Raw genomic sequence first — 12,356 nt, forward strand, 5'->3', positions numbered from 1 at the left:
TATTTTAAGGATTATTCTTATTTGACGGTGGTTACGTCCTTGCCGAACCACTTGGTGGACAGCTCCGCCAAAGAACCGTCTTCCTTCATCTCGTGCAGCGCCTTTTCCACCTTTTCGCACAGGGCGGTGTCCGCTTTGCGGAAGCCGATTCCATATTCTTCGTCGGCCAGAGAAATGTCGAGCACTTTAATCTTGGCATCTGTTTTCACGTGGTAGTTGGCCACCACTTCGTCCAGCAGTACCGCGTCACAGCCGCCCGCTTCCAGATCGAGAAGGGCCTGGTTGTTGTCGTCGAAGAGAAGCACCTGACCCAGAGAAGCCTTGAAATCCGGCTTGCTGTCCAGCGCCTCGGCGGCGGAGGATTCCGACTGCAGCGCCAACTTTTTGCCTTTGAGATCGTCCAAAGACGCAATGTCCGAATCGGCCTTGACGGCGATGATCTGGCGGTTCTTCATGTAAGGCTCGGAGATGGTGCAGGCATCCAGGCGCTCCTGGGTGATGGTGTAGCCGTTCCACAGGCAGTCCACATTGCCCGCGTCCAGCTCGTCCTGCTTGCGTTTCCAGTCAATGGCCTGGATTTCCACGTCGAGGTTGAGCCGCTTGCCCACTTCCTTGGCAAGCTCGATGTCAAATCCGGTCAGGTTGCCCTTGTCGTCCACGAAGCCCATGGGCGGAAACGCGTTGTCCACGCCAACCACCAGCTTGCCCTCGGCCTTGCTGCAGGACGCAAAGGACAGGCACATGGTCAGTACCATAACGAAAGCCAGGACCAGTGTCAGTTTCTTTTTCATGCAAAAATACCCTCCTAAACAAAATTGCCGCGGTTTCAAACGCATGCCGCTACCGATGGCGTTTCCCGCCGCGTTTTCCCGCAAACATCCGGGTTTATGGGATTAATTCCACTGGTATTCTACTATATTAGCACAGCAAAGTAAAGCAGTTTTTTTGCAGAAAACCGTAAAGAACGGCCGAAACTGGTATGTTTTTCGAAGAAGATGTGGTATAATGCTCGAAGTTTTGTCAGGAAAGGGGAGAGGCGCATTGCAAAGAGGACAGATATGGCTCAAAAAAGGCGAGGGCCGGGCTTTAAAGGCCGGCGGCCTTTGGGTGTATGACAATGAGATCGCCCAAATCAAGGGAGAGCCAAAAGACGGGGATATTGTGGACGTGATGGATTTCGGCGGCTATTTTCAAGGCGCCGGCTTTCTCAACACCCGGTCGAAGATCACCGTGCGGCTGCTTACCAGAAAAAACGCGCAGGAAATCGACGAAGACTTCCTGCGCAGCCGGATTGATGCCTGTGTAAATCTGCGAAAAGCGGTGACGGGGCTCCAGACCTGCCGCCTGGTGTTCGGCGAGGCGGACTTTCTGCCGGGCCTGACGGTGGACAAGTATGGAAGTGTTCTGGTGGTCCAGTCCCTGGCGCTGGGCATCGACCGGCTCAAAGGCATCCTTCTTCGCCTGTTGTGCGATCGGCTGGAAGCGGAAGGCTTCCCGGTCACCGGCGTATACGAACGGTCCGACGCCAAGGTGCGCCGCAAGGAAGGAATGGAGCTGTTCTCCGGCTTTTTGGGTGCGCCTTTCGATACGAAGATTCAGATTGAAGAAAACGGCCTCAAGTTTGAGGTGGACGTGGCCGAAGGGCAGAAAACCGGCTATTTTCTCGACCAACGTTTTAACCGCCTGGCCCTGCGCAAGCTGTGCAAAGGGGCCAAAGTGCTCGACTGCTTTACCCACACCGGGTCCTTCGCGCTAAACGCCGCGGAAGGCGGCGCCAGGCGGGTGACGGGGGTGGACGCGTCCGAGACTGCAGTGGAACAGGCCCGGAAAAACGCCGCTTTAAACGGCTTTGAGGACCGGGTGGAGTTTTGGTGCGCCGACGTGTTCGACCTGCTTCCGAAGCTCGAGGAGAGGGGAGAGCGGTACGACGTGGTGGTACTCGATCCGCCTGCCTTTACCAAGTCCCGCAGCTCGGTGAAGGCGGCGGCGCGAGGCTACCGGGAGATCAACCGCCGAGCCATGGCCTTGGTGCGCGACGGGGGATATCTCGCCACCTGCACCTGCTCGCATTTTATGACCCAGGAGCTTTTTGCCCAGGTCATCCGCCAGGCCGCCGGGGACGCCCGCTGCCGGGTGCGCCAGCTGGAATTTCGCACCCAGTCTCCCGACCATCCCATTCTCTGGGCGGACGAGCAGTCCTATTACCTGAAATTCTACCTGCTGCAAATCGTCCGGGACGCCTAACAGGAAAAGCGGATCAATACCCGCCCACTCCGGTGAGGACCTCGTCGTTGTCCACCCATTCCTGGACGTAGACGGCGGTGAATTCCTGCTCGGTGTTGCGGATGACCACCCGTTTGATACCGGCGTTGATGATGAGCCGGCGGCACATGGAGCAGGGGCTGGTACCGGGGACGATTTCATTGGTTTTCGCGTCCCGGCAGACCATGTACAGGGTGCTGCCGATCATGTCGTTTCGGGCGGCGGAAATGATGGCGTTTGCCTCCGCATGGACCGAGCGGCACAGCTCGTACCTTTCCCCTTTGGGAATCCCCAGCTTTTCGCGCATGCACACCCCGATGTCGCAGCAGTTTTTCCGGCCCCGGGGCGCGCCGTTGTAGCCGGTGGCGATGATCTGGTCGTTTTTGACGATGATGGCGCCGAAGTTGCGGCGCAGGCAGGTGCCGCGCTCGGCTACGGTCTGGGCGATGTCCAGATAATAGTTCTCCTTGTCCCGTCTGGTCATGGGGGATTCCCTCCTGTTCGGCTTTTTCCAAAAAGCCTCTTTTTCTTCATCATACCGGATTTTTTCCGAATACGCAATCGTTACTTTGATCCAATACGAAAGCGAGGAACACGCATGGACCGCCTTTCCGACATCGGCACCATCAAGACCCTTCTTTCCCGGCACGGGTTTTCCTTCTCCAAGTCCTTGGGGCAGAACTTTCTCATAAACCCCACCGTCTGCCCCCGCATGGCGGGCTTGTGCGGAGCGGACAAGGAGACTGGCGTTCTGGAAATCGGCCCCGGCATCGGAGTGCTGACCACAGAGCTTTGCAAGCAGGCGAAAAAGGTGGTGGCTGTCGAACTGGACCGCAGATTGCTGCCGGTCTTAGCGGAAACGCTGGAGGAATTCGACAACGTTAAGGTGATAAACGGCGACGTATTAAAGTTGGACCTGGCCGCTCTCCTGCGGGAGGAGTTCCCAGATATGCAGGTGGCCGTCTGCGCGAACCTGCCCTATTACATCACTTCGCCTATTCTTATGGCCCTGCTGGAAAGCCGCCTGCCGGTTTCCTCCATCACCGTCATGGTGCAGAAGGAAGCGGCCGAGCGCATCTGTGCCGCACCCGGCACCCGTGCCTCGGGCGCCATTTCGCTGGCGGTGCAGTATTACGCGAGCCCCAAGGTCCTCTTTGAAGTCAGCCGGGGTTCCTTTTTGCCCGCGCCCCATGTGGACTCGGCGGTGATTTCTTTGACGGTACGGAAAACGCCGCCGGTGCAGGTGCAAGACGAGCGCAGGCTCTTCGCCGTCATCAAGGCCGCCTTCGGGCAGCGGCGCAAAACCATCTTGAATGCGGTCAGCGCCGGGCTTTCCATGCCAAAGGAAACCTTGCTTGCCGCCATTGAGTCCGCCGGGCTTTCTCCGACCGCCCGGGCCGAACAGCTGACGCTCGAGCAGTTCGCCGCCCTGGTAAGCGCCCTGCCGGACGGCCCGGCAAAAAATACTGCCATAGAATAGGCGGGAATACGAAAGCAAAAACCGGTGAGGAAAAATCCTCACCGGTTTTGTGTTCTAAGCCAATCGGACTGATTGTACCGAATGCATCGAAGGCGGCCGCTGAAATGGGAAATGGGATGTTGCCCTGTGGTTTCCTACCGCAGCGCAAAAACGGCGCTTTCAAACAGGGGGGACATCTTGCATAAGCAAAAAGGATGCCCTGCGGGGTCAAACATCACTCTCCAACCGTCCGAAAACTGCTGATCCGCCATAGCCGCGCCGCACTGGATCGCATGCTGCACCGCTTTTTCCAAATCATATACTGCGAAATCCATGTGCGCCATTTGCTGCTGCGCGCCAGGCTCGGCCGGCCACACCGGCGGCTTGTATTCCGGGTTCCTTTGAAACGTGATGCCGGGATATGCGCCCTGGGCCGCTCCCGGAGCGCCGACACATGCGTATTCTTCATCATAAAAGGGAATTTCCCATTGGAGCAGCGCCGCATAGAATTTCGCCAATTCATGCGGGTCTTTGCAATCGAGCGTCAATGCGTATAATTTTATGCCGTGTTCCTTACTCATATCAGAAACACCTCCTATGCGGAAAAGCATAACAAACCAGGAGCCCGATTGCAATAGCCAAACCAAAGTTTGTCATCGGGATTCACCGCTTTTTCATGCCTTCTCGTGCCCCTTTTCCCGCTGAAACGTCAGAAATTCCACATAGTTGCGCACCTGTTCCACTTCCTGCTCGGAAAAATCCCTGGGCAGCGGCAGACAGTTTGGCTCCCGGTTGTAGGAAAGGGGGACGTCGATAAGCCCCAGAAGAAAATCCAGAGAGACGTCGAACAGCTTGGCGATTTTCAGCTTGATTTCGTCATTGGGCATACTCCGATCCCGTTCGTAGGAGGAGACGGTATGAAAGGAGACATGGAGCTTCTGCGCCAGCTCCAGCTGGGACATGCCGTGGTCCTTGCGCAGCTCCTGCAGGCGTTCACCAATCATGATTTCCCCTCCTCTTTTCTTTATTATAAGAAATTGTCGAATTCTTCGTAAAAATTGTAATAAATCTTCGAATTTGGGGTTGACACTCATAAGATTCTGCTGTATTATTATCTAAAATCAGGAAGAAACTTATACATTTGTATGGGTTGCAGCGAATTGTCTGGCTGGTAAAGGGGAGGATGAAAAGGCTATGCGGATGATCAAATATGCGCAGATGGCCTTGTACGTCTTGCTGTGGCTCGTCCTGTTTCTTCCCTTTTTTCAGACGGACTCGTCTGGAGGCGGGGAAGAAATCAGCGGCTTTGCTTTTTTGTGCACAGCTTCTTTCCTAAGGGAAGGCTTCTGGTTTTGTGCCGTTGGTTTTTTGGTGATCCCGGCAGCGGGCGTCCTTGTTTTGGCGTTTTCCAAACGCCTGCGTGTACGGGCGGCTGTTTCCCTTTTTCTTCCGCTTTTCGGGCTTTTTCTTTTTTGGTTGCTGTCCTCTTGGCGGCCGGCTGCGATCGGATTATCTCTCACGGGTGTCGGATACCTGTGTTTGCTGTTCGCAGCCGTGCTGACCCTTGTGTACCATATTACCGATTCCACCCGTCTGGAAAAGCATCGTGGGGAGATTAATCTTTTTCCCACGGGAAGAGACTAATGGTAGCGTTTGCTTACTCCTATGCCGTTCCTTGCGTTTCTTTCCTCTGCTATGGACCTCCTGGCGGGGGAAAGAAGAACGGCAGCTTCGATAGATGAATTCCTTCTCCAACAAAGAGACGAGGGGCAAGGCCATCCGGCCTTGCCCCTCGTCTCTTTGTTTTTTACTCGCCGAGTTTCTTTTTGCGCCTGCATTTCCGATAGACCCATATCCCAAATTTGGAAAGCTCCACCACCACGATGGGGGAAAGAGAAAGACCTACAATCCACTCCCATTCGTGCAGAGGAAGGGCCGTTAGGCCGAACAGGGTTTGCAGCGGCGGGACCAGAAGGGCCGCCAGCATGACTAGCGCGGAAACGGCGAAGGCGCCCAGCATTCGCAGGTTGGAGAACAGGCCGATGCGAAAAAGGGAATGACGGGAACGGGCGTTAAAAGCGTGAAAGAGCTGGCTGAAAGCCAGAACCGCAAATCCCATGGTTTGGCCCATCACCGGGTCGTCCCCGCCGGAGAAGAAATGGGTCCGTCCCAGAAGGTAGGCCGCCACCGTAATGGCGCAGAACATGACGCCCTGCAGCGCGCAGACAATCCCCATGCCTCCGGCGAAAATGCCTTCGTTTTTGGGGCGGGGCTTTCGCTTCATAATGTCGTACTCCGCCGGCTCCACCCCCAATGCCAGGGCAGGGAGACTGTCGGTTACCAGGTTAATCCACAAAAGCTGGATGGGAAGCAACGGGGAGGTGTGCCAGATGAGCATGGAGACAAAGACCGCCATCACCTCTCCCAGGTTGCAGCTGAGCAAGAAATAAACCGACTTGCGGATGTTGTCGAAAATGCCCCGGCCTTCCCTGACCGCGGTGACAATGGTGGCGAAATTATCGTCGGTGAGCACCATGTCCGCCGCTCCCTTGGCCACGTCGGTGCCGGTGACACCCATGGCGCAGCCAATGTCCGCTGCTTTTAAAGCGGGCGCGTCGTTGACTCCATCGCCAGTCATAGCGACGATTTCGCCCTTTTGCTGCCAAGCCTTCACGATGCGGATTTTATCCGCCGGCGTCACCCGGGCAAACACCGCGTATTTGCGGATGTCCCGGCTGAGCAGCTCGTCGCTTAACTGGGACAGCTGAGTGCCGGTAATGGCTTCTTTGCCGCCTTCCATAATTCCCAGCTTTTTTGCAATGGCCGAGGCGGTGGTCACATGGTCGCCGGTGATCATCACCGTGGTGATGCCCGCCGTCTTGCAGGTGGCGATGGCGTCCATCGCTTCCTCTCGGGGCGGGTCGATCATCCCAACAAGCCCCGCGAAACGCAGATCCTGTTCAAGCTCGTCGGGGGTGGGGTTTGCCGGAATTTCGTCCAGCTCCTTGTAGCCGATGGCCAGCACCCGCAGCGCTTCCCCTGCCATCGTTTCGTTGGCCTTGAGCGCGTCCTTGATGACAGCCTGGTTACTGCACCGGTTCATTAAAATGTCCGGCGCGCCCTTGACCACCGCGATATTGCGTCCATCTACAAAGTTGACGGTGGTCATCAGCTTGCGGTCCGAGTCAAATGGAATCTCCGCCATGCGGGGAAAATCGATTTCCAGTTCACCTTTTTTCAGATCCAGTAGGTCTCCTGCAGCGATGAGCGCCGTCTCGGTAGGGTCGCCGATGTAGCGCACCGTCTCGTCCGCCTGCTTTTCGATGCGTCCGTCGTTGCAAAGCACCGCCAGCTTTAAAAGAAAATCCCGGGACGGGTCTTCGGTTTTGGGATCAAAGTCCAAAAGCTTGCCGTTGGCATAGGTTTTGGTCAGCGTCATCCGGTTTTGGGTCAGAGTCCCGGTTTTATCCGAGCAGATGACCGAGGCCGAACCCAGCGTTTCCACCGCCGGCAGCCGTCGGATGATGGCGTTTTTCTTGACCATGCGGGATACGCCCATGGCCAGCACAATGGTGACGATAGCGGGCAGCCCTTCCGGAATAGCGGCCACCGCCAGTGCCACCGCCGTCATGAACATTTCTAAAATCCCCTGCCCGGTGATGATCCCGTAAAGGAAAATGATCACACAGATTCCCAGCGCCAGCAGCCCCAGGGTTTTCCCCAGCTTGGCGAGCTTCTTTTGCAGCGGGGTTACGTCGTCGAGCTGGGTGCCCAGCATGGCGGCGATTTTGCCCATTTCGGTGTTCATCCCCGTATCGGTCACGATGGCTTTTCCCCGGCCGTAGGAAACGGTACAGCCAGCGTATACCATGTTGCGTCGGTCTCCCAAAGGGGCAATCTCTTCAAATTGCGTGGTTTCGTCCTTTTCCGCCGGAATGGATTCGCCCGTCAGCGCCGACTCGTCGCACCGCAGGCTTTGCCCTTCCACAAGACGGGCGTCGGCGGGGATAAAGTCCCCCGCTTCCAGAAAAATCACGTCGCCCGGCACTAACTCCTGGGCGCTGACCACCGAGATTTCTCCCCCCCGTACCACTTTCGCATGAGGAGCAGCCAGATTTTTGAGCGCGTCCAGCGCCGCCTCGGCCTTCGATTCCTGGATCACCCCCAGCATCGCATTGAGCACCACGATGGCCACGATTACAATCGGCTCCAGCCAGTCGTTTTTTCCCTCCATAATGGTCACAATAATGGAGACCGCCGCCGCTATGAGCAAAATGATGACCATGAAATCTTTCATCTGCGCGGCGAAGCGCTGCAAGAAGGTTCTCTTTTTCTGATCGCTCAAGCGGTTTTTTCCATATATCGCAAGGCGCTCGGCCGCTTTCTCGGCGGTCAGCCCTTTCTCCAAGTCGCTTTGCAGCTCGGCCGCAACATCCGCGGCGCAGTGGTTATGCCATATCAAATCGAGCCCTCCCTGCTTTCAAATGAATTTTTTAGAACTATATAATAAATATTGTACCCCCTTTTTGGGAGGGATGCAAGGCGGAATTGTGAAAGATTTCCTGTTGGTTTTGCCGTCTGTTATTCCGCATTTTCACTACAAAATAACGCAAAAATTCGGGACTTGTTCACAATTGTCTCCCACACAGAAGGTATGATAGAAACGAATTTCGCCCGGCTGCATTCTCAAAGGAACTTAGGCTGTCGGATGAATTTCATGGACGGTGTTGCCCTGAGCCGCTTTGAATCCAAAGCAAATACACACGGGCGAAAATTTCCCGTCCTGGATAGACCATTCGCCCTTGCGCGAAGAGAGCGGGGCAGATATAATAAGAGCATTGAGGTGAAGAGAATGCGGAAAGTTTTTTCGTCCATCGGGGAGTATTTCCGGCAAACGGACAAGCTGCTGCTGCTGCTTTGCCTGCTTGCCACCGGATATGGCCTCGTTTTGCTGCTGGTGGCCGGGCAGGCCAACGACATGAAAGACAGCAGCACGGTGCTCGCAACGGTGGGCGGTTTGGATATTACCATGCAGTTCGTCAAGCAGTTCGCGTCGGTGGTGCTGGGCGTCATCGCCGCGCTGATCATATCGGCCGTCGATTATGAGATTCTCGCCGCGTGCTGGTGGATTTTAGCGCCTATTTCGGTCGTTTTGGTGGTGCTGACCTATTTCATCGGGATGGACACCGGCGCCGCGGATGACAAGGCTTGGCTGATGATTCCAGGCATCGGGATGACCTTCCAGCCCTCCGAGCTCTTGAAAATCGCTTTTATTATTACCTTTTCCCTGCATCTGTATAAAACCAGGGACCGGCTCAATTCCCCTCTGAACCTGCTGCTTTTGTGCATCCATGGAGCGGTGCCGGTGGGCATGATTATACTCCAGGGGGACGATGGGACGGCGCTTGTGTTTCTGTTTATCTTTGTGGTAATGATGTTTGCCGCGGGAATCAAGCTGCGGTATTTTGTCATCGGCGGTGTGCTTGCGGCCATTGCCGCGCCGATTTTATGGTTTTACGTGCTCCAGCCCTTCCAGCGGGACCGGTTTACCATCTTTCTTCACCCGGAAAACGCCCGGCTGGACGAAGGGTACCAGCAGTACCAGTCCCGTATGATCATTGGTTCGGGCAAGCTGACCGGCAAGGGCATTGCGGGCAGCGGGCAGATTAACCTGCCCGAGCGGCAGAATGACTTTATCTTTTCGGTTTCCGGGGAAACCTTCGGCTTTATCGGTTCGGTGCTGGTGATTGCGATTCTGGTTGCCATCATCCTGCGGATTTTCTTTGTTTCCCGAAATGCCAAGGATATGCTTGGCTCTTTGATGTGCATGGGTATGTTCGCTACCCTGACGGCCCAGACCCTTATGAACGTGGGTATGAACATCTGTCTGCTGCCGGTGGTAGGCGTGACCCTGCCCTTCTTCAGCGCCGGCGGATCCTCCACCACCACCCTGTACCTGGGGATCGGTCTGGTGCTCAGCGTTTACATTCATTCCAAGCCCAAAACCCACACGGAAGAGCTCAGACGGCGGCGGGCGTAACGAAAAGGAACGGGATCGGCATGGATTATCAATTGAATTTGGGCGCTTGGAACGCGGTGTTCGCCGTGCCGAGCGCCGTTGTGGATCAGCATTTGAAGCTCGCCGGTTCCGCTCAGCTGAAAGTGCTTTTGTGGTTGCTGCGCCACGCGGGGGAGGACACTGGGATGGAAGCTCTGGCCAAGGCGGTGGGCCTTTCCCGGATGGACGCGGCCGACGCCCTGCAATACTGGGTGGAGGTTGGAATCCTCCGGAAAGAGGAAACGGGGGCGCTCGCCCCGCCGAAGGCGGAGGAAAAGCCTGCCGACGCAAAACCGCAGCCTCCTTCTTCAAAAGAGCCGCCCGCAAAAGAGGAAAAGGCGGCCCTCAAACCAGCCCGTGCTTTGACGGTCGCTACCCCCAAGCCCACCAGCGAGGAGGTAAACGAACGGGCCGCCCAGTGCGGCGATATTGCCTTTTTGCTTCAGGAGGCGCAGCTTCGGCTGGGCCGTTTGCTTTCTCCGGCGGAAACCTCCACCTTGGTCTGGCTGCACGATTATAACGGCCTGCCCTGCGGGGTGATTCTGATGGTGATCGAGTTCGCCCTGTCGGAGGACAAGGCCAACATGCGCTACATTGAGAAGGTGGCCGTCAGCTGGGCAAACGAAGAGATCGACTCGGTGGAAAAAGCGGAGCAGAAGCTCAACGAAATCCATACCTCCCGCAAAAACTGGGACAGGCTCTGCAAAGCCGTGGGCATTTCCCCCCGCGTGCCCAGCACCCGGGAGGAAGGGTATGCGGACAAGTGGTTCGGCCTGTGGAAATTTTCCGCCGATATGGTGCGCCTTGCCTATGAGGAATGCGTGGACAACACCGGCAAGCTAAGTCTTGCATATATCAATAAGGTACTCGAACGGTGGGAGAGGGGCGGGGGGGGGGCCCCCCCGGACGCGCTGGCCGCGGCCAAGCCCAGCACCCAGAAAAAGCTGGCCGGGCAGGAACGGGCACCCTCCTTCGATTTGGAGGAGTACGACCGCATGACCAGCGTCATGCCCCAAAATTTTGACAATCACACCAAACGGTGACGAAAGGGAGGCCGAATCCAGATGGGATACAGCCGGGAAATTTATCTGGCCGCCATGCAGACACTGTCCCAGCGGCGAAACGCCATGCGCATGCAGACCGAACGGCGCCGGGCGGAGCTGCAGGCGTCCCTGCCTGAGCTCTTTGACTTGGAGCGCAAAATTGCGTCGGCCGGGTTTGAGGCGGCGCGGGCGGTGTTGGGCTCTCAAAACGTGGAGGCGGACTTGGAGCGGCTAATGCAGGAGAATTTGAGGCTTCAAGAGGAGTATAACGCGCTCCTTTCGTCCCATGGTTATCCCGAAGACTACCTGCTTCTCCAGTACTGCTGTCCGGCCTGTCATGACGAGGGATACTGCGACGGCGGGCTTTGCGAATGCGTCAAGGAGCTGATGCGCCAGGAGGCGTTTCGCCGTCTAAATGAGTTGACCCCCGCGAAAGATTATACCTTTGAAACCTTTTCCCTTTCCTATTACCCAGACGAGCCCCTGCAAAATGGGAACACGTCTCCCAGGCGGCAGATGGAAACCATCCTGCGCTACTGCAAAGCCTACGCCGATTCGTTCGGGGCCCATTCCCGCAGCATCCTGATGCAGGGCTCCACCGGCCTTGGAAAGACTCACCTGTCCCTGGCCATTGCACGGGCCGCCATCGACAAGGGGTTTGGCGTGATCTACGGGTCGGTTCAGAACCTGATGGCCAAGCTCGAGGAGGAACGGTTCGGGCGGGGAAACGAAGGGGAGAGCGCGAAAGCCATGCTCGAGTGCGACCTGCTGATTCTAGACGATTTGGGCACGGAGTTTACCACCCAGTTTGTCACCGCTTCCATGTATAACCTGGTAAACTCCCGGCTGCTTGCGGCCAAACCTAGCATTATCAGCACGAACCTGTCCATGAAGGACTTAAACGACAAATACACCGAGCGATTTACCTCCCGCATCATCGGCGGGTACGACCGGCTGGTCTTTTTGGGACGGGATATCCGCCAGCAAAAGAGGCAGGCGCGGTAAGCAAGAGAAGAGCGGCGCCCTATCGGCGCAGTCCTTCGCCGTCCTTTTCAGCGCAACAAAAAATCCCCGACCGGGACAAAACCGTCCCTTCGGGGATTTTCCGACGAAAAAAAGCTACTGAGCGTTCTTGGCCATCCAAGCGGTGGCTTCCTTTTCGGTAAGAGCCTTGATATCCTCTTCGGGATAGGGCGACTCGGCTCCGCCGATGCCGTGCAGGAAATACAGGCCTTTCTTGGTCTTATAGAGGGATTCCTCGTATCCGGCCGGGTCGCCGAACGTGCCGGAAACGGCGGTTCCCACTTTGTCGGCGGTTTCGGTATTGTAAACCTTTCTGTTGATGATCTTCTTCAAGCTCATGCACTCCTTTGATTTCAGTGTCTTGTATGTGGAACGTCCTGCGCCCTGGGCGCGGCGACGGTTGCGAGAAACTAAACCTTATTGTAATAGAACCCTTTTGGCAAATTGTTAATAAAATATGAATAATATCCAGATAATTACAATTTGCACGGTTTTGCAAAGAAACCGGTGT

12 protein-coding genes are annotated in these 12,356 nt (G+C 56.2%); 6 read left to right on the top strand and 6 right to left on the bottom strand.

Annotated features, from left to right (window positions below):
- Positions 1 to 17: 17 nt before the first annotated feature.
- Positions 18 to 791: an amino acid ABC transporter substrate-binding protein gene (locus WMO26_RS05285; protein ID WP_349218669.1), complete on the bottom strand. Its 774-nt coding sequence runs from the start codon at positions 789 to 791 to the stop codon at positions 18 to 20.
- Positions 792 to 1,041: 250 nt separating this feature from the next.
- Between WMO26_RS05285 and WMO26_RS05290 the strand changes: the two genes are divergently transcribed.
- Complete coding sequence (locus WMO26_RS05290; RefSeq protein ID WP_349218671.1) at positions 1,042 to 2,244, top strand: class I SAM-dependent rRNA methyltransferase; 1,203 nt, start codon at positions 1,042 to 1,044, stop codon at positions 2,242 to 2,244.
- Between the two features lie 13 nt (positions 2,245 to 2,257).
- Here the strand turns inward: WMO26_RS05290 and WMO26_RS05295 are convergent, their stop codons facing one another.
- Positions 2,258 to 2,746 carry a deoxycytidylate deaminase gene (locus tag WMO26_RS05295; protein ID WP_349218672.1) on the bottom strand — a complete coding sequence of 163 codons (489 nt, stop codon included), beginning with the start codon at positions 2,744 to 2,746 and terminating at the stop codon, positions 2,258 to 2,260.
- A 114-nt stretch (positions 2,747 to 2,860) separates the two neighbouring features.
- Between WMO26_RS05295 and rsmA the strand changes: the two genes are divergently transcribed.
- A complete protein-coding gene (gene rsmA / locus WMO26_RS05300; protein ID WP_349218673.1) occupies positions 2,861 to 3,742 on the top strand; it encodes a 16S rRNA (adenine(1518)-N(6)/adenine(1519)-N(6))-dimethyltransferase RsmA in 882 nt (293 codons plus the stop codon).
- Positions 3,743 to 3,876: 134 nt separating this feature from the next.
- On the opposite strand, the gene WMO26_RS05305 is transcribed toward rsmA, so the two are convergent.
- Positions 3,877 to 4,302, bottom strand: coding sequence for a VOC family protein (locus WMO26_RS05305; RefSeq protein WP_349218675.1), 426 nt, complete (start codon positions 4,300 to 4,302; stop codon positions 3,877 to 3,879).
- Positions 4,303 to 4,395: 93 nt separating this feature from the next.
- Positions 4,396 to 4,725 carry a helix-turn-helix domain-containing protein gene (locus tag WMO26_RS05310; protein WP_349218677.1) on the bottom strand — a complete coding sequence of 110 codons (330 nt, stop codon included), beginning with the start codon at positions 4,723 to 4,725 and terminating at the stop codon, positions 4,396 to 4,398.
- 190 nt (positions 4,726 to 4,915) lie between these two features.
- Here WMO26_RS05310 and WMO26_RS05315 point away from each other — a divergent pair, with 190 nt between their 5' ends.
- On the top strand, positions 4,916 to 5,365 hold the full coding sequence (locus WMO26_RS05315) for a hypothetical protein (protein ID WP_349218679.1): 450 nt from the start codon (positions 4,916 to 4,918) through the stop codon (positions 5,363 to 5,365).
- Positions 5,366 to 5,528: 163 nt separating this feature from the next.
- Here WMO26_RS05315 and WMO26_RS05320 read toward each other — a convergent pair whose 3' ends face one another.
- On the bottom strand, positions 5,529 to 8,183 hold the full coding sequence (locus tag WMO26_RS05320) for a calcium-translocating P-type ATPase, PMCA-type (protein WP_349218681.1): 2,655 nt from the start codon (positions 8,181 to 8,183) through the stop codon (positions 5,529 to 5,531).
- A 390-nt stretch (positions 8,184 to 8,573) separates the two neighbouring features.
- Here WMO26_RS05320 and WMO26_RS05325 point away from each other — a divergent pair, with 390 nt between their 5' ends.
- From WMO26_RS05325 to WMO26_RS05335, 3 genes are read left to right on the top strand one after another with little or no spacing between them, the layout of a single operon-like run.
- Complete coding sequence (locus WMO26_RS05325) at positions 8,574 to 9,761, top strand: FtsW/RodA/SpoVE family cell cycle protein (RefSeq protein WP_349218683.1); 1,188 nt, start codon at positions 8,574 to 8,576, stop codon at positions 9,759 to 9,761.
- A 20-nt stretch (positions 9,762 to 9,781) separates the two neighbouring features.
- On the top strand, positions 9,782 to 10,822 hold the full coding sequence (locus tag WMO26_RS05330) for a DnaD domain-containing protein (protein WP_349218685.1): 1,041 nt from the start codon (positions 9,782 to 9,784) through the stop codon (positions 10,820 to 10,822).
- A gap of 21 nt (positions 10,823 to 10,843) precedes the next feature.
- The gene (locus tag WMO26_RS05335; RefSeq protein WP_349218687.1) at positions 10,844 to 11,827 is read left to right on the top strand and encodes an ATP-binding protein; all 984 of its coding nucleotides are present in this window, start codon (positions 10,844 to 10,846) and stop codon (positions 11,825 to 11,827) included.
- A gap of 114 nt (positions 11,828 to 11,941) precedes the next feature.
- Here the strand turns inward: WMO26_RS05335 and WMO26_RS05340 are convergent, their stop codons facing one another.
- Positions 11,942 to 12,178 (bottom strand): hypothetical protein, encoded by a 237-nt coding sequence (locus WMO26_RS05340; RefSeq protein WP_349218688.1) that lies wholly within the window; start codon positions 12,176 to 12,178, stop codon positions 11,942 to 11,944.
- Positions 12,179 to 12,356: the final 178 nt, after the last annotated feature.

The sequence above is a fragment of the Solibaculum intestinale genome (assembly GCF_040096205.1).
GTDB lineage: Bacteria > Bacillota > Clostridia > Oscillospirales > Acutalibacteraceae > Solibaculum_A > Solibaculum_A intestinale.

Coding starts and splice junctions, on each gene's coding strand:
- WMO26_RS05285 (WP_349218669.1), bottom strand. CDS start 791: ATGAAAAAGAAACTGACACTGGTCCTGGCTTTCGTTATGGTACTGACC.
- WMO26_RS05295 (WP_349218672.1), bottom strand. CDS start 2,746: ATGACCAGACGGGACAAGGAGAACTATTATCTGGACATCGCCCAGACC.
- rsmA (WP_349218673.1), top strand. CDS start 2,861: ATGGACCGCCTTTCCGACATCGGCACCATCAAGACCCTTCTTTCCCGG.
- WMO26_RS05305 (WP_349218675.1), bottom strand. CDS start 4,302: ATGAGTAAGGAACACGGCATAAAATTATACGCATTGACGCTCGATTGC.
- WMO26_RS05310 (WP_349218677.1), bottom strand. CDS start 4,725: ATGATTGGTGAACGCCTGCAGGAGCTGCGCAAGGACCACGGCATGTCC.
- WMO26_RS05315 (WP_349218679.1), top strand. CDS start 4,916: ATGCGGATGATCAAATATGCGCAGATGGCCTTGTACGTCTTGCTGTGG.
- WMO26_RS05325 (WP_349218683.1), top strand. CDS start 8,574: ATGCGGAAAGTTTTTTCGTCCATCGGGGAGTATTTCCGGCAAACGGAC.
- WMO26_RS05330 (WP_349218685.1), top strand. CDS start 9,782: ATGGATTATCAATTGAATTTGGGCGCTTGGAACGCGGTGTTCGCCGTG.
- WMO26_RS05335 (WP_349218687.1), top strand. CDS start 10,844: ATGGGATACAGCCGGGAAATTTATCTGGCCGCCATGCAGACACTGTCC.